This is a genomic window from Limnohabitans sp. DCL3 (assembly GCF_048019295.1).
Taxonomy (GTDB): domain Bacteria; phylum Pseudomonadota; class Gammaproteobacteria; order Burkholderiales; family Burkholderiaceae_C; genus Limnohabitans_A.
Window position 1 is genome coordinate 851,086 of sequence record NZ_CP171842.1, and the last position, 16,093, is coordinate 867,178.

Here is a 16,093-nt window from a genome sequence, read left to right on the forward strand (position 1 = left end):
TTCGGCACAATGTCCCCCATGACCGAATCTGCGATCCCCCAATTCAGCGATGTGCTGTTGCACCAATGTGATGCAAAGGGCGTACACCGCCTCACGTTGAACAGCCCCAGCAACTTCAACACTTTGAGTGAGGCCATGCTCAGCGCCTTGCAGCAAGCCTTGGACTTGATCGCGCGCGATGATCAAGCCAGAGTCGTGGTGTTGGCCGCGGCGGGAAAATCCTTTTGCGCGGGGCATAACCTCAAAGAAATGCGTGCTCAACCCGAATTGGCGTATTACCAAAAGTTGTTTTCTCAGTGCACCCGCATGATGTTGTCGCTGCAAAAACTGCCCGTGCCAGTGATCGCCCGTGTGCAGGGACTGGCCACCGCGGCGGGCTGCCAATTGGTGGCGCAGTGTGATTTGGCGGTGTCTGTGGATTCCGCCACATTTGGTGTCAATGGCATCGATGTGGGTCTTTTTTGTGCCACGCCCAGCGTGCCGCTGGTGCGCAATATCCACGCCAAGCAGGCCATGGAAATGCTGTTGACCGGTGGTTTTATATCGGCCCAAGAGGCGTGCGATCGGGGGCTGGTCAACCGCGTGTGCACCGCCCAAGATTTAGACGCCCAGGTCGATGGGTGGGTGCAGTCCATTTTGTCCAAACCCCGCGAAGCGGTGCGCCTGGGCAAAGCCTTGTTTTACCAGCAGCGTGAAATGGGCATCGAAGCGGCCTACCAACTGGCAGGGCAAACCATGGCCTGCAACATGATGGATGCAGTGGCGCAAGAGGGCGTGCAGGCTTTCATCGAGAAAAGGACACCATCATGGCGGGCTTGAGGTCCCTGAACATCGCTGACCCCTTGACTTGGCTCCACGGCTTGGTTCGGGCTGAGTCGCTGCAAGTGCTGGTCGCGTTCGCGGTTTGCGTGGTGCTTGCCTGGCTGATCGCCTGGGGTATTCGCCAAGCGTTTGCAGAGCAGCCCTTCACGGTTTTGCTGGGCAAACGCTTGATTGATGGGGCCTTGTTTCCCGCATTTTTGTTGGCATTGACCTTCGCGGCACGCACGTTGTTGACCGATGGACAACCGAACCCCATGTTCGGTATTTTGTTGCCGGTGTGCATCTCGCTTGCCGTGATCCGTTTGGGTGTCAAGGTTTTGCAAGTGGCATTCAAAGAGGCCCCATTTGTGCGGGTGCTGGAGCGCACGATTTCTTGGATCGCTTGGTTGGCTGTGGTCTTGTGGGTCACGGGTGTTTTGCCCTTGATCCTGGATGAGTTGGATCAGATCCGCTGGAAGGTGGGCGGCGCCGTGTTGTCGGTGCGCACATTGCTGGAAGGAGCGTTGACTGCGGGCCTGGTCTTGATTGTGACCCTTTGGATTTCTGCGGCCTTGGAGGCCAGCTTGCTCAAATCCGCCAAGGGCAGCGATTTGTCTTTGCGCAAAGTCATCAGCAACACGGTGCGCGCCTTGCTCATGTTTGTGGGCCTGCTGCTGGCGCTGTCGTCCGTGGGCATTGACTTGACGGCCTTGTCGGTGCTGGGCGGCGCGGTCGGGGTGGGCATTGGTTTTGGTTTGCAAAAGCTCGCCGCCAATTACGTCAGTGGCTTTGTCATCTTGGCCGAGCGCAGCATGCGCATTGGAGACAACGTCAAAATCGACAATTTCGAAGGGTGCATCACCGACATCAAGGCGCGTTACACCGTCATCCGCTCACCCTCCGGGCGCGAGTCCATTGTGCCCAATGAGATGTTGATCACCCAGCGGGTGGAAAACCTATCGCTGACCGACGCCAAGGTGTCGCAAAGCACCGTGGTCACCGTGGCCTACGATGCGTCGGTTGACCAGGTTTTGGCGCTGTTGCAGCAAGCCTGCCGGGCGCACCCCCGCGTCTTGACCGATCCGGCCCCATTGGTGGCCTTGTCAGCTTTTGGCACCGATGGGTTGGAATTCACGGTGAGTTATTGGTTTGAAGACCCGGCCAATGGCGTGTTGAACTTGAAGTCGGACATCAACCGAGCGATTCTCCAATCGCTGCGCGAAAACGGGATCGAAATCCCGTTCCCGCAGCGGGTGGTGCATCTGCCCAACAAAAGCTGAGGCTTGAGGCTCAGTCCATCATGGATGGCAACCACAAGCTCAGACTGGGGAATGCCAGCAAGATACCCAGGGTGATGACGAGCACCAACACCAAAGGCCAGACACCTCGGAAGATGGTGACCAAGCCCACCTTGGGCAGCAAGGTGTTCAGGACGAACAGGTTCATGCCCACGGGCGGCGAGATCAAGCCAATTTGAATGACCATCACGATCAACACGCCAAACCAAACCGGATCAAAGCCCAGTTGCACCACGATGGGGAAGAACAAGGGAATGGTCAGCAAGACCATGGTGAGCTCTTCCATCACCGTGCCAAGCAGCACATAAATCAGCATCATGGCGCCCACAATCATGATGGGTGACAAGCCCAATCCAGTGATCCAGTCTTTCAACTCAAATGGCAAGCTGGTGTAATTCACAAAATTGGCGAAGATCGTGGCAGCAATCAGCAAGGTGAACAGCATCGCCGTCGTTCTGGCGGACTCGATGAGCACTTGGAGCAGCACTTGTTTGCTCAAGGCCTTGCGCGCCAAGGCGAACAAAAATGCACCCATGGCGCCCATGCCAGCGCCCTCAGTGGCCGTGAAGAACCCCCCATAAATACCGCCCAGAACGACGAAAACCAAGAGCAAAACACCCCAAATACCGCGCAAAGCCGCCCAGCGTTGGGGCCATGTGAATTTCTCACCTGGGGGCGCGTGTTCGGGGTCGCGTGAAGTCATGATGACCACGGCGAGCATCATCAAAAGGGCCGTGAGGATACCGGGTATGACGCCAGCCGCAAACAGTTTGCCAATGTGGGTTTCGGTGATGATGCCGTAGATCACCATGATGGTGGAGGGTGGAATCATGATCCCCAAGGTTCCACCCGCAGCAATCACACCCGTTGACAGCGCATCGCTGTAGCCGATTTTTTTCATGGACGGGTAGGCCACCTTGCTCATGGTGGCCGCCGTGGCAATGGATGAGCCACAGATGGCACCAAAACCAGCACAGGCTGCGATGGTGGCGTGCGCCAAGCCACCTCTGCGGTGACCAATGAAGGTGTAGGCCGCATGGAAAAGCTCATGCGCCAAACCCGCGCGGGCCACAAAATTGCCCATGAGAATGAACAAAGGAATCACCGACAGGGTGTAGGCAAAACCAGTCTCGTGCACGACCTGTGCAGTGCTGGCCAGGGCGGGCATCCACCCACGCGTCAGACCAATGCCCACAATGCCCACCAAGCCCATGGAAAAAGCCAGGGGCATGCGCATCAGGGCCAGCACAAAGATGGCGGCAAATCCAAGCAATGCTTCGGTCACAGTGTGCCTCCTTCAGACGCATCTTCTTCGGCTGGCCAAAATGCTTTGACCAAGTGCACCAATGCCGTGAGGCCGCACAAGACCCCCATGCCTTGAATGAATGGCGCTTTGGTGATTTTCAACTGCGCCGTTGTTTCTCCCGTGACGGCGAATTCGCCGCCGGTGTTCCACATCAGATAGGCCAGGCCCAAAAGCAAGGCGGCGCAAACCAGGTCCACCAAAGCCCGCTGAATGCGTTGCAGCCACGCCGGCAGTACCGCATCCAGTGAGTCGAAGACCACGTGCTCGCCTTTGAGCGAAACCAATGGCAGCGCGCCAAAGATCACCACCACCATCAGCAGCTCGGTCAATTCCAATGACCCTGTGATGGATTGAGACAAAAATTTCCGACCTGAGACATCCAGAAACGTCAGCAGCATGATGGCCAGCAAAGCCACACCTGCCAAACCACCACAGACGATTTCAAGAGACTTTTTCAAACGACACTCCTAAAAAAAACGGTACCTGCGATTTTGGCAGGTACCGTTGCTTCACCACGCTGGGTGACTTGGCCAAAGCACAGTGGACTTACTTTTGCTTTTGCAATTTGGCGATTTCGGCACGGAACTCCGACAAAGCCGCAGAGGGGTCTTTCAGGCCTTTGGCTTTGGCGGCTTGGGCCCAATCGCGCTCCAATTTGCTGACACGAACCGTCACACCGCTGATGAAACTGTTGTTGGCTTTGATGACCTTGACCCCGTTCTTTTGCATGTTGGTCAAGGCCAAGTCGTCCACGCGGTCCCAAGATTTTCCAAAGCGGCTGGCCACGGCGTCACCAGACAATTCATCCACAGCCTTTTTGTCTTCGGCCGACAAGCTGTTGTATTTGGCGGGGTTCATCATGAATACAAAGCTGGTGTTGTAAAGGCCGCCAGGAAAGGTGGTGGCGTGCTTGATGATCTTGTCGATTTTGAACGAGTCGGTCGATTCCGCAGGAAACAGCGTGCCATCCATGACGCCGCTGGAGAGCAACTCATAGGAGTCGGGGGCCGGTTTGAGGGTGACGTTCATGTCCAAGGTTTTGGAGATTTCGTTCACCATGCCACCGCCAACGCGGAACTTCAAGCCCGACAAATCTTCAACTTTTTCAATGGGCTTTTTGGTGTTGAACACGATACCAGGGCCATGGGTGAAATAGCCCAAGACTTTCACGCCTTGGTGCTCGGCTGTGAATTCAGGGTGTTTGTTGGCAATCCGATTGAATGCCACAGACAGTGGCTCAGCGCGGTCGCCCAAGAATGGAAATTCGGCCATCTGGGTCAAAACAAACCGTCCAGGTGTGTAGCCATGGACGGTGAAGGACACGTCGACCAGACCGTTTTTCACAGCATCAAAAGTGCCCGGTGCGGGTGTGACGGCGCGGGGCAAGATGTTGCAGCGCACACGGTTGGACGTTTTGGCGGTGACGGCATCACACCATTCTTTTTGCGCAACGCTCAATCCGTGCGTGGGTGGGACCCAGCTGGAAACCGTCAAGACGGTTTGGGCTTGTGCACCACCAGCCAAGCTGGTCACGGCCAAGACAGCCAAGGAGGTGAGGGTTTTCTTCATGAGCTTGCTCCGGTTAATTGGTTACAAAACATAATCTAAACCCAATTGGGAGCAGACTGAATCCATGCTTACCCTGATTTCCCGACTCTGGGGTCGGTTAATGGGGCAGTCTTCCCGAAATGGGGGGTGATGCAAAAAATTCGAACGACCGTGCTTTTTTGTTGATAATGCCTGACATGGTCCCTTGTTTTGATGCACAATTGACGTATACGTCAATTGTTAACTGTCAACTTCGTCAGCGTCATGCGACCTTGTGTGGCCTGTTTTGATCTTTCAATGGAGAAGCTTTCATGAAAATTTTGGTTCCCGTGAAGCGGGTCGTGGACTACAACGTCAAGGTCCGTGTCAAGTCCGACGGTTCGGGCGTGGACATCGCCAACGTCAAGATGAGCATGAACCCCTTTGACGAGATCGCCGTCGAAGAAGCTGTTCGCCTGAAAGAAAAAGGGTTCGCCACCGAAGTCATCGCTGTGTCCTGTGGCGTGGCGCAATGCCAGGAAACCTTGCGTACCGCCATGGCCATTGGCGCCGATCGCGGCATCTTGGTGGAGACGCCTGCTGATTTGGACTTGCAGCCTCTGGCTGTGGCCAAGCTGCTCAAAGCCTTGGTGGACAAAGAGCAACCCGGCTTGATCATTCTGGGCAAACAAGCCATTGATGACGACTGCAACCAGACAGGTCAGATGCTGGCCGCGCTGGCTGACCTGCCCCAAGCCACGTTTGCCAGCAAGGTTGAAATCGTGGACGGCAAAGCCCAAGTCACCCGCGAGATCGATGGCGGCTTGGAAGTGCTCTCCGTCAGCTTGCCCGCTTTGGTGACGACCGATTTGCGCCTGAACGAGCCGCGCTATGTGACGCTGCCCAACATCATGAAAGCCAAGAAAAAGCAGCTCGACCACTTCAAGCCCGAAGACTTGGGCGTTGATGTGGCCCCTCGCATCAAAATCCTGAAAGTGGCCGAGCCTGCCAAGCGCAGCGCTGGCATCAAGGTGCCCGATGTGGCGGCATTGGTGGACAAGCTCAAGAACGTGGCCAAAGTGATCTAAGGACTGAACAACATGACATCCCTCGTTATTGCCGAACACGACAACGCCTCGATCAAAGGCGCCACCCTGAACACCGTCACGGCCGCTGCCGCTTGCGGTGGCGATGTGCATGTGCTGGTGGCGGGTCACCAAGCCGCTGCCGCAGCTCAAGCAGCTGCCCATATCGCAGGCGTGACCAAAGTGATCCACGCCGACAGCGAAGCCTTGGCCCATGGCCTGGCTGAAAACGTTGCGGCCCAAGTGCTTGCCATCGCCGCCAACTACAGCCATATCCTCTTCCCCGCGACCGCTGCTGGCAAAAACGTGGCCCCCCGCGTGGCGGCCAAGCTGGACGTGGCCCAGATCAGCGATGTGACGCAAGTGATTTCGGCCGACACTTTCGAGCGCCCCATCTACGCCGGCAATGCCATGGCGACGGTACAAAGCACCGACGGCACCAAAGTGATCACCGTGCGCACCACCGGCTTTGACGCCGCTGCTGCCACGGGTGGCAGTGCATCGATAGAAAGCGCCACGGCACAAGCTGACAGCGGCAAGAGCAGCTTCATGCGCAGCGAAATCGCCAAAAATGACCGCCCCGAGTTGACGGCAGCCAAAATCATTGTGTCTGGCGGCCGCGCTTTGGGCAGCTCTGAAAAGTTCAATGAAGTGATGACGCCGCTGGCCGACAAACTGGGCGCCGCCATCGGTGCCAGCCGCGCAGCGGTGGACGCTGGTTACGCCGCCAACGATTTGCAAGTGGGTCAGACCGGCAAAATTGTTGCCCCTCAGTTGTATGTCGCCTGTGGCATCTCGGGTGCGATCCAGCACTTGGCGGGCATGAAGGACTCCAAGGTGATTGTGGCGATCAACAAGGACCCTGAAGCGCCGATCTTCAGCGTGGCCGACTTTGGCCTCGAAGCCGATTTGTTTGCGGCTGTGCCTGAGTTGACACAGGCACTTTGATTTTTTGACGGGCCCTGGAGCGCTTTCATGCTGAAACAGGGTCCATGTTTTTTCCGTGCGCCGGGTCCGGTGGCCGGGGCTGGCTCAGAGGCGCTTCGCTTTGCCACATCGCCAGCCCCGGCCATCGAACCCGGCGCACTGCGTTTCAAGCCCTTTGCGCCCACTGCGAAAAGTCAAACCCATGGGTGCCCTGTTGGGATGTCGCCCATGAAAACGACAGCCGTTCAAATGACCCTGAACGCAGCCGCTCAGGCATGGGCCTGGGGCGGGGCGATGTGGCAAAGCGAAGCGCCTCTGAGCCCCGCCCCAGGCACCTGTCTGAGCGGCGAACAAACACCCCTCTCGCGATATTGATCCCGACACCCATTTGAATCAGGAGATAAACCATGAGCTACATCGCCCCCCTCAAGGACATGCTTTTCAACATCGAGCATCTGGCCCGCATCGATCAGATCGCGCAGATTCCCGGCTTTGAAGACGCGGGTTTGGAAACGGCGCAAGCGGTGCTGGAGGAGTGCGCCAAGCTCAACCAAGACGTGATCTCGCCCCTGAACTGGGAAGGCGACAAAAACCCGTCCTTCCACAATGGCACTGGCGTGACCACCACACCCGGCTTCAAAGAGGCTTATCAGCAATACGCCGAAGGCGGCTGGCAAGGTTTGCAGCACCCCGCCGACTTTGGCGGTCAAGGCCTGCCCAAAACCATTGGTGCAGCGTGCGGCGAAATGCTCAACTCGGCCAACATGGCCTTTGCCCTGTGTCCCCTGCTCACCGATGGCGCGATCGAAGCACTGCTGACCGCTGGTTCGGACGCGCTCAAAGCCACCTATCTGGAAAAGCTGATCTCTGGCCAGTGGACCGGCACCATGAACCTGACCGAGCCGCAAGCGGGCTCGGACCTGGCCGCTGTGCGCACACGCGCCGAACCCCAACCCGATGGCACTTACAAAATTTTCGGCACCAAGATCTACATCACCTATGGTGAGCACGACATGGCCGAGAACATCGTGCACTTGGTGCTGGCCCGTGTGGTGGGCGCACCGGAAGGCGTCAAAGGCATCAGCCTGTTTGTGGTCCCCAAATTCATGGTCAAGGCCGATGGCTCGCTCGGTGAGCGCAATGATGTGCACTGCGTGAGCATTGAGCACAAGATGGGCATCAAGGCCAGCCCCACTGCGGTGCTGCAGTTTGGCGACAACGGCGGCGGCGTGGGCTTCCTGGTAGGCCAAGAAAACCGTGGCCTCGAATACATGTTCATCATGATGAACGCCGCCCGCTATGCGGTGGGCGTGCAGGGCATCGCAATTGCCGAGCGCGCTTACCAGCGTGCCGTGCAGTACGCCCGCGACCGCGTGCAAAGTCGCCCGGTCGATGGCAGCTTGCCCGCTGCAGGCCCCATCATTCACCACCCCGATGTTCGCCGCATGCTGATGACGATGCGTGCCTACACCGAAGGCTGCCGCGCCATGGCCGCCACGGCTGCCGCGGCCTACGACGCATCGCACCACCATCCCGATGCCGAGGTGCGCAAGCAAAACGCCGCGTTCTACGAATTCATGGTGCCGCTGGTCAAGGGCTACAGCACCGAGATGAGCCTGGAAGTCACCAGCTTGGGCGTGCAGGTGCACGGTGGCATGGGTTTCATTGAAGAAACCGGTGCGGCGCAGTATTACCGCGATGCCAAAATTTTGACCATCTACGAAGGCACCACCGCGATTCAAGCCAACGACTTGGTCGGGCGCAAGACCGCCCGTGACGGTGGTCAAACTGCCAAGGCGCTGGCCGCGCAAGTGGCCCAGACCGAAAGCGAACTCACCGCTTCCGGCAACGCCGATGCGCAGGCTGTGGCCAAGCGTCTCAAAGCCGCCCGCGAAGCTTTTGTGGACGTGGTCGAGTTTGTGGCGGGCAACACCAAGGCCCATCCCAACGATGTGTTTGCCGGCAGCGTGCCTTACCTCATGCTGGCGGGCAATTTGATGGCCGGTTGGCAAATGGGCCGCGCCTTGCTGGTGGCCATCACACCCGAAGCGCAAGCCCAAGACGCCGCGTTCATGGCCGCCAAAGTGACCACCGCGCGTTTTTATGCCGACCACATCCTGTCCAAGGCCCCTGGCATCCGCGACAGCATCGTCGAAGGCGCAGGCAGCGTGACCGCCATGGCACTCGACGCTTTCTGAAATCGATTCCAACAATAATTCTGAGGAGACAACATGTCTAAATTGCCCCCCGTTCTGGCGAATCTGCCGTTCCCCGCCATCGCTTCGCCCCTGTTCATCATCAGCAACCCCAAGTTGGTGATTGAGCAGTGCAAAGCCGGCATTGTCGGCTCCATGCCCGCCCTGAATGCACGCCCTGCCGCGCAGCTTGAAGAGTGGTTGATCGAGATCACCGAAGCCCTGGCGGCCTACAACGCGGCCAATCCGGACAAGCCTGCCGCGCCCTTTGCCATCAACCAGATCGTGCACAAAAGCAACGACCGGCTCGAGCACGACATGGCCATGTGCGTGAAATACAAGGTGCCGATCATCATCACTTCGCTGGGCGCTCGCGAAGAGATCAATGCGGCTGCCCACAGCTACGGCGGTGTGGTGTTGCACGACATCATCAACAACAAGCACGCGCACAAAGCCATCGAAAAGGGTGCCGATGGCCTGATCGCGGTGGCTGCGGGTGCGGGTGGCCATGCCGGCGTCAAAAGCCCGTTTGCCCTGATTCAGGAAATCCGCCAGTGGTTTGATGGCCCGGTGGCCTTGTCTGGATCGATCGCCACGGGCGACGCAATTTTGGCAGCGCAAGCCATGGGCGCGGACTTCGCCTACATCGGCTCGGCTTTCATCGCCACGCACGAAGCGCGTGCGGCCGAAGAGTACAAACAAGCCATCGTGGACAGCAACTCCGACGACATCGTTTACAGCAACCTGTTCACGGGCGTGCACGGCAACTACCTGGCCCCATCGATCCGTGCAGCCGGTCTGGACCCTGAAAACCTGCCCGAGTCCGACCCCAGCAAGATGAACTTTGGCGGCGACGCCAAAAAAGCCTGGAAGGACATCTGGGGCTGCGGCCAGGGGATTGGGGCGATCCAGTCGGTGCAAAGCTCCGCCGATCTGGTGGCTCAGTTCAAGCTGCAGTACGCTGCAGCGCGCGCGCGCTTGACTTTGTGATGTCAGGGTCTGTGGTCTGAACCCCGCCACCGTTTCCAGGGCAATGCGCCCTACGGGGCGCTCTTTTTTGCCCGATGCACTCAAGGCATTCGGGTGCCTCTTGATTGTTTTGCACCATTTGGCCTCTTATGGCCCGATGTCGGATGTGGTCCTGCGTGCTTGGCCCCAATGGATCGATGGCTTGTATGAACACGGTCGCTTGGCGGTCCAGGTTTTTTTGGTGTGTTCGGGCTTTCTCATGGCGCAGACTCTGGACAAGATCGCCACGTGGGGGGTGGCTTTGGCCCTGCGCATGGTCTGGCGGCGCTATTTGAGGCTGGTCATCCCTTTGCTGGCGGCCTTGAGTGTGACGGTGTTGATGACCGAGCTTTTGCGCGGTGGCGAGGCGATGCCTCATTTGTCGGCAACCCCAGACTGGCAAAGTGCTCTGGCGCATCTGCTGTTGGTGCAACACGTGCTGGATATCGAGGCTTTGTCGGCCGGCATTTGGTATGTCGCCATAGATTTTCAGCTCTACCTGATCACGTTGTTGACACTGCTGTGTGCGGCCAAAGTGTCCCATCGTTTCCCACTGTGGGACTTGAAAGCCGTGAGTTGGCAGATCTGGATGGGCTTGAGTCTCGTGTCCTTGCTCGTCTGGAATCTGAATGACGATCTGGACAACTACGGTGTTTTCTTTTTTGGCTCTTATGGCATGGGTTTGCTTGCCAGCAGAGGCAGACAAAACCAACCCAGCCTCAGGGGATGGGCGGTCTTGGTGAGTCTGGGTGGCTTGGCCTTGTGGGTGGATCCGCGTTGGCGCATCGTCACCGCGTGGGCTTGTGCCCTGTTGCTGATGGCCGCACCAGCCACTTGGTTTTCTGCGGAACGCTTGCCTGGTCGCTGGCGCCAAATCATCCAATCGTTGTCCGAAATGTCTTACTCGGTGTTCCTGATTCATTACGCCGTGATCATCAGCGTCAGTGCTTTTGTGTTCGCCTTTTGGCCCGATGATGTTTGGGCCAATGCATTGGGCATGGGGGTGACTGTTGGCTTGTCGGTGTGGCTTGGCGGTGCAATGCAACGTTTGACCGAGCGCCAACCACATGACCTCAAGCACCTCTTGGCATGGAGCCTGGTGTTCATGACCAGCGTGTGGCTGGCCATGAATTGGTCATGAAGCGGCGTTGACTTTCTCTGTGATGTAGGCCAGAGCCTCTTCCACTTGATCGATCAAGATCAAACACAAATCTCCCGGTGACAAGCGCGCAAACGCTGTGTCGATGGCGTTGAATTCACCTTGGATGTCTTGCACATGGGTGGTGCGTTCAGCACCTTGCAAACCCTCGCGCAGCAAAGCAATCACTTCGCCGTCCTTGCGTCCCCGCTGACAGGCGTCCTGGTAAAGCAACACCTCATCAAATGCCTGACCCAAGATTTTGGTTTGATCCCGAATGTCTTGATCACGCCGATCACCGGCACCGCTGATGACCACCAGGCGCTTTTTCGCAGGCATGTTGTCCACGGCTTGGACCAGCGCTTGAATGGCGTCAGGGTTGTGGCCGTAGTCGGCAATCAGGGTGGCACCACGGTAATCAAACACGTTGAAGCGGCCGGGCACACCTTGGATGTCGCTGATGAAAGTGGACACGCCCTGCGCGATCGCATCCCAGGGCACACCGACCGCCCAAGCCGCACCGATGGAGGCCATGACGTTTTCGGTCTGAAACCCGATTTGACCTTGCCGGGTGATGGGCACTTGGGACAAAGGAATGCGAAAGACCTGTTTGCCTTTTTGCGCCACGATGTGGCCGTCTTCGGTGAACACCACACGTTTACCTTGAGCGCGGTGTGTGGCCAGGACGGGGTGGTTGCCATCGAGTGCAAAAAAGGTCACTTCACCTGGGCAGTGGGGGGCCATGAAGGCCACGGCCGGATCGGCGGCATTGAGCACGGCCATGCCGTTGTGCTCCACGTTGAGCACAATCACACGTTTCAAGACGGACAGGTCTTCCAGGGTCGTGATGTAGTTCAGGCCCAGGTGATCGCCACCGCCCAAGTTGGTCACGATGGCCACCTGGCATCGGTCAAAAGCCAGGCCCTCGCGCAGCAAGCCGCCGCGGGCGGTTTCGAACACAGCGGCGTCCACATCGGGGTGCATCAACACATTGCGCGCACTGCGAGGACCGCTGCAGTCGCCCGAGTCGGTCTGCCGTCCATTGACATACACGCCATCCGTGTTGGTCATGCCCACGCGCAATCCTTGTGCTTTGAGCAAGTGCGCCGTCAGGCGCACGGTGGTGGTTTTGCCGTTGGTGCCCGTGACCGCGATCACGGGGATTCGGCCTGTTGAACCATTCGGAAACATCTGGTCAATCACGGCATTGCCCACGTCTCGACCTTTGCCGTAGGATGGGCTGATGTGCATGCGCAAGCCGGGCGCCGCGTTGACCTCTACGATGCCACCGTTTTGCTCTTCCAAGGGGTGTAAAACGGATTCGCACACCACGTCGACACCACAAATATCGAGACCCACCATTTGGGCTGCCTCCACCACCCGGGCAGCCACCTCGGGGTGCACATCGTCGGTCACATCTGTGGCGCTGCCGCCTGTCGAGAGGTTGGCGTTGTTGCGCAAAATGACACGGCGACCTTTTTCAGGCACCGATTCGGGCTCCAGATTTTGTGCATGCAATCGGCCAATGGCGATGTCGTCAAAGCGAATTTTGGTCAGTGAAGTCGAGTGACCAGTGCCTCGGCGAGGATCGGCATTCACCAGGTCCACCAGTTGGCGCACGGTGTGTTTGCCATCGCCCACCACCAATGGGGGTTCGCGCCGTGCCGCAGCGATGAGCTTGTTGCCCACCACCAGCAAGCGGTAGTCGCTGCCGGGCAGGAACTTTTCGACCATCACGGTGCCATACCGTTCAGCGGTGGCATATGCTTTGTCAAAGGCCGTGCGCTCGGTGATGTTGACAGTCACGCCTTTGCCTTGGTTGCCATCTTGTGGTTTCACGACCACAGGCAGTCCCACCTCAAGGGCGATGGCCCAGGCTTCGTCAGGGCTTTCGGCCGGGCGCCCCAAGGGCACGGGCACGCCCGCCGCATGCAGCAGTTTTTTGGTCAGGTCTTTGTCTTGCGCAATCGATTCAGCGATCGCGCTGGTGGAGTCGACTTCGGCTGCTTGGATGCGGCGTTGCTGCGAGCCCCAACCAAACTGAACCAAACTGCCATCCGTTAAACGTCGAAATGGAATGCCTCGGGCCACGGCCGCATCCACAATCGCGCCTGTCGAGGGTCCCAAGCGAACGTCTTCATCCAATTCGTGCAGTTGCGCCAGTGCGCTTTCAAGGTCAAAGCCATGACCCGCCATGGCGGCTTGGCAAAGCTTGTCGGCCAATTCCAGTGCAAGGCGGCCTACAGCTTCCTCCGAATACTGCACCACCACCTGGTAAACACCGGGCTCTTCGGTGGCTGTGGTGCGGCTGAAGGTCACCGGGCAGCCTGCATGGGCTTGCAAAGCGAGCGTGACTTTTTCAAGCGCGTGCGCCATGGAGGGGGCTTGACCGGGACGTGTGCCTTCGATGGGGCCCACCTCAGGGAAAATGCGGCGCAAGCGCTGCTCAATCGGGTGGTTGGAGGCCAGGCTGAGCTCGGCCTCAGGGCAAGTCACGATGGCTTCAATGGCCGTGTGACGGCTCCACAAATTGGGACCGCGCAGAGCGCGAATTCTTGACACTTCCATGAACCGGGATTCCTTTGTTGCGCGAGGGTCAGAGCTTATTGGGGGCGTTGATGGGAGGCGTTCTGGCCAAAACTTTTGATGCCAGCTCTGATCAAGTCGGTACCAATGTCCAAGGACCAAGCCACGCAAGCTGCAACCAACATGTCGGTGGTATTGAGTTTGCCTTCTTGGAGCAAGCGAGCCACGGCCGGACGCTTGGCCGACAGCACCTGCAACTCGCGCGGACCTTCGCTCAGAATCAGTTGACCTTCGCGCCAAAAACCGACACGGCCACCTTGCGCTCGGTGGGCTGCCAAACGGGGGGTGTTCTCGTCATCGGCATAGAAGACCACACTGCCGTCGCTGTAACGGGCCAGTTCGGCCACTTGAACATCTGCGGCATGCAGCACAGCGGTGCCGTGAGGCAACACCACATCGATTTGGGTGCGCACATAGTCGGGCATTTTTTCATCATGACCGGGGTACAGGTCTTCCAGCCCATGGGCTTTGGGCATGCGTGTCACCACACCGACTTGGCAACGGTCATAAGGCAGACCCTCCGCCAACAAGTGGCGGGCGTTGCTCTCAAAGACGGCGGCTTGAACCGACCGGTTGATCAGCAAGCGCTGGGCATTGTCCCAATCCATACCATCTTGCTTGTCGAGTTGGCGCTGGTTCATGAACAAACCGTCAGCACAGGCCAAGCCGGTATACAGCCCTTTCAAGTGCAACAGCCATGACACCAACTTGGCTGGGCAGGTGGTGTCGCCATCGCCCATGAAGCCCACGACAGGGATGCGGCCCATCTCCGAGGGCTTGAACAAATGGTTGGCAATGGCTTGACCCACCGGGCGTGGTTGACCTGAGGCGGGTTTCAGGTGCATCAGCAAGCCGGGGCCGGCGTTGACTTCGACAATTGCGCCCCCTTGGGCGGCCAAGGGTTGAGAGATGTCTTGCGCCACCAAATCGACACCGGCGATGTCCAAACCAACCACCCGTGCCGCCAAAACGGCCAAAGCGGCCACATCCGGGTGCACTTCATCGGTCACATCCAGTGCCATGTTGCCGGTGCGCATGATCAAAACGGTACGGCCCTTTTCGGGCACGCTGTCGGCGCTCAGGCCTTGTCGCTTGAGCTCCAACACCGAAGTGGTGTGCTCGTCCAGCCGGATGGTGTCGAGTGGAAAGTCTTCTTCTTCGCCGCGGCGAGGGTCGGAGTTGATTTGCAACTCGATCAATTCCGCCACGGTGTGAACACCATCACCCACCACGCTGGCGGTTTCACCTTTGTTGGCCGCCGCCACTTGGTCGCCCACCACCAAGAGGCGGTGCTCTTCGCCCAAGACGAAACGCTCCACAATGACTTCACTGCCCTCAGCCAGCGCGATGTCGTAAGCGGCAGCGATGTCTTCTTGTTTGGACAGCTCCAGCGACACGCCCCGGGCGTGGTTGCCGTCAGTGGGTTTGACACACACCGGCAAGCCAATGTCCTGAGCGGCTTCCCACGCAGCGCTGGGGCTGTCCACAATTTGGCCTTCGGGCACAGGCACACCGCACATGCTCAGCAGCTGCTTGGTCAGATCTTTGTCTTTGGAGATGCCTTCGGCGATGGCTCCCGTGCGGTCGGTTTCGGCAGTCCAGATGCGGCGCTGTTGTGCGCCATGACCGAGTTGCACCAAGTTGCCATCGTTCAGGCGGATGGATGGGATGCCACGCTCACCGGCGGCATCGACGATGCTGGCCGTGCTCGGCCCAATGCACAGGCTGTCCACCATTTGCTTGAGTCGATTGATTTCGGCGGAAACATCAAAGGCTCGGTCTTCAATGGCCGCCAAAATCAGGTCTCTGGCGGTTTCAAGGGCGCTGCGGCTGACCGCTTCGTGGCGTGTGCGGATCACGACTTTGTAAACACCGCGTGGGCCGGCTTCCCGAGCTTTGCCAAATCCCGTTTGCATGCCCGCTTGGGTTTGCAATTCCAAGGCCACATGTTCCAGCACATGCCCAGCCCACGTGCCTTGTTCCAGCCGCTGCAAAAAACCCCCGCGTTCACCCACGCTGCAGCGGTGCTCTGTCAGCCCGGGTAACCAGGCGGTCAGGCGTGCATTGAAGCCAGGCAAGGTGTTGGAGGGGAAGTCTTCGAGAGCACCGATGTCAATCAGGGCTTCCATGACGGGACGGTATGTCCAGATATTGGGACCGCGCAAATGGGTCATGCGCAGAAAATGGATGTTGTGAGCGTTCATGGGTGAAAAGCGCGGCGA

The 16,093-nt window shown here is 58.4% G+C and carries 13 protein-coding genes; 8 read left to right on the plus strand and 5 right to left on the minus strand.

The window, feature by feature from the left end:
- Positions 1-18 precede the first annotated feature (18 nt).
- Entirely contained in the window at positions 19-819 is an 801-nt protein-coding gene (locus ACHEXK_RS03830) for an enoyl-CoA hydratase (RefSeq protein WP_416548048.1), read from the plus strand.
- Positions 807-2,081, plus strand: coding sequence for a mechanosensitive ion channel family protein (locus ACHEXK_RS03835; RefSeq protein WP_416548049.1), 1,275 nt, complete (start codon positions 807-809; stop codon positions 2,079-2,081). Before ACHEXK_RS03830 ends, ACHEXK_RS03835 begins: the two co-directional genes overlap by 13 nt.
- A gap of 10 nt (positions 2,082-2,091) precedes the next feature.
- On the opposite strand, the gene ACHEXK_RS03840 is transcribed toward ACHEXK_RS03835, so the two are convergent.
- From ACHEXK_RS03840 to ACHEXK_RS03850, 3 genes are all read right to left on the minus strand, one after another.
- Positions 2,092-3,384 carry a TRAP transporter large permease gene (locus tag ACHEXK_RS03840; RefSeq protein ID WP_416548050.1) on the minus strand — a complete coding sequence of 431 codons (1,293 nt, stop codon included), beginning with the start codon at positions 3,382-3,384 and terminating at the stop codon, positions 2,092-2,094.
- Positions 3,381-3,863, minus strand: a complete 483-nt coding sequence (locus tag ACHEXK_RS03845; RefSeq protein ID WP_416548051.1) for a TRAP transporter small permease — start codon at positions 3,861-3,863, stop codon at positions 3,381-3,383. The genes ACHEXK_RS03840 and ACHEXK_RS03845 overlap by 4 nt, the downstream gene beginning before the upstream one ends.
- A gap of 88 nt (positions 3,864-3,951) precedes the next feature.
- Positions 3,952-4,974 carry a TRAP transporter substrate-binding protein gene (locus tag ACHEXK_RS03850; RefSeq protein WP_416548052.1) on the minus strand — a complete coding sequence of 341 codons (1,023 nt, stop codon included), beginning with the start codon at positions 4,972-4,974 and terminating at the stop codon, positions 3,952-3,954.
- A 290-nt stretch (positions 4,975-5,264) separates the two neighbouring features.
- Here ACHEXK_RS03850 and ACHEXK_RS03855 point away from each other — a divergent pair, with 290 nt between their 5' ends.
- From ACHEXK_RS03855 to ACHEXK_RS03880, 6 genes are all read left to right on the plus strand, one after another.
- Positions 5,265-6,020, plus strand: a complete 756-nt coding sequence (locus ACHEXK_RS03855; RefSeq protein ID WP_416548053.1) for an electron transfer flavoprotein subunit beta/FixA family protein — start codon at positions 5,265-5,267, stop codon at positions 6,018-6,020.
- Between the two features lie 12 nt (positions 6,021-6,032).
- The gene (locus ACHEXK_RS03860) at positions 6,033-6,965 is read left to right on the plus strand and encodes an electron transfer flavoprotein subunit alpha/FixB family protein (RefSeq protein WP_416548054.1); all 933 of its coding nucleotides are present in this window, start codon (positions 6,033-6,035) and stop codon (positions 6,963-6,965) included.
- A gap of 207 nt (positions 6,966-7,172) precedes the next feature.
- Positions 7,173-7,319, plus strand: a complete 147-nt coding sequence (locus ACHEXK_RS03865) for a hypothetical protein (RefSeq protein ID WP_416548055.1) — start codon at positions 7,173-7,175, stop codon at positions 7,317-7,319.
- A 32-nt stretch (positions 7,320-7,351) separates the two neighbouring features.
- The gene (locus ACHEXK_RS03870) at positions 7,352-9,142 is read left to right on the plus strand and encodes an acyl-CoA dehydrogenase (RefSeq protein WP_416548056.1); all 1,791 of its coding nucleotides are present in this window, start codon (positions 7,352-7,354) and stop codon (positions 9,140-9,142) included.
- A 33-nt stretch (positions 9,143-9,175) separates the two neighbouring features.
- Positions 9,176-10,129: an NAD(P)H-dependent flavin oxidoreductase gene (locus ACHEXK_RS03875; protein WP_416548057.1), complete on the plus strand. Its 954-nt coding sequence runs from the start codon at positions 9,176-9,178 to the stop codon at positions 10,127-10,129.
- Positions 10,130-10,172: 43 nt separating this feature from the next.
- The gene (locus ACHEXK_RS03880) at positions 10,173-11,288 is read left to right on the plus strand and encodes an acyltransferase family protein (RefSeq protein WP_416548058.1); all 1,116 of its coding nucleotides are present in this window, start codon (positions 10,173-10,175) and stop codon (positions 11,286-11,288) included.
- Here ACHEXK_RS03880 and cphA (ACHEXK_RS03885) read toward each other — a convergent pair.
- Together cphA (ACHEXK_RS03885) and cphA (ACHEXK_RS03890) are read right to left on the minus strand one after the other, a co-directional pair.
- The gene (gene cphA, locus ACHEXK_RS03885; protein ID WP_416548059.1) at positions 11,283-13,853 is read right to left on the minus strand and encodes a cyanophycin synthetase; all 2,571 of its coding nucleotides are present in this window, start codon (positions 13,851-13,853) and stop codon (positions 11,283-11,285) included. The two genes, ACHEXK_RS03880 and cphA (ACHEXK_RS03885), sit on opposite strands and share 6 nt — an antisense overlap.
- Before the next feature lie 35 nt (positions 13,854-13,888).
- On the minus strand, positions 13,889-16,075 hold the full coding sequence (gene cphA, locus ACHEXK_RS03890) for a cyanophycin synthetase (protein WP_416548060.1): 2,187 nt from the start codon (positions 16,073-16,075) through the stop codon (positions 13,889-13,891).
- Positions 16,076-16,093 lie beyond the last annotated feature (18 nt).

Bases quoted from the DNA above. Each gene is read 5' to 3' on its own strand.
- ACHEXK_RS03870 (WP_416548056.1), top strand. From the start codon at position 7,352: ATGAGCTACATCGCCCCCCTCAAGGACATGCTTTTCAACATCGAGCAT.
- ACHEXK_RS03860 (WP_416548054.1), top strand. From the start codon at position 6,033: ATGACATCCCTCGTTATTGCCGAACACGACAACGCCTCGATCAAAGGC.
- ACHEXK_RS03835 (WP_416548049.1), top strand. From the start codon at position 807: ATGGCGGGCTTGAGGTCCCTGAACATCGCTGACCCCTTGACTTGGCTC.
- ACHEXK_RS03850 (WP_416548052.1), bottom strand. From the start codon at position 4,974: ATGAAGAAAACCCTCACCTCCTTGGCTGTCTTGGCCGTGACCAGCTTG.
- cphA (WP_416548060.1), bottom strand. From the start codon at position 16,075: ATGAACGCTCACAACATCCATTTTCTGCGCATGACCCATTTGCGCGGT.
- ACHEXK_RS03830 (WP_416548048.1), top strand. From the start codon at position 19: ATGACCGAATCTGCGATCCCCCAATTCAGCGATGTGCTGTTGCACCAA.
- ACHEXK_RS03865 (WP_416548055.1), top strand. From the start codon at position 7,173: ATGAAAACGACAGCCGTTCAAATGACCCTGAACGCAGCCGCTCAGGCA.
- ACHEXK_RS03855 (WP_416548053.1), top strand. From the start codon at position 5,265: ATGAAAATTTTGGTTCCCGTGAAGCGGGTCGTGGACTACAACGTCAAG.
- ACHEXK_RS03880 (WP_416548058.1), top strand. From the start codon at position 10,173: ATGCGCCCTACGGGGCGCTCTTTTTTGCCCGATGCACTCAAGGCATTC.
- ACHEXK_RS03875 (WP_416548057.1), top strand. From the start codon at position 9,176: ATGTCTAAATTGCCCCCCGTTCTGGCGAATCTGCCGTTCCCCGCCATC.
- cphA (WP_416548059.1), bottom strand. From the start codon at position 13,853: ATGGAAGTGTCAAGAATTCGCGCTCTGCGCGGTCCCAATTTGTGGAGC.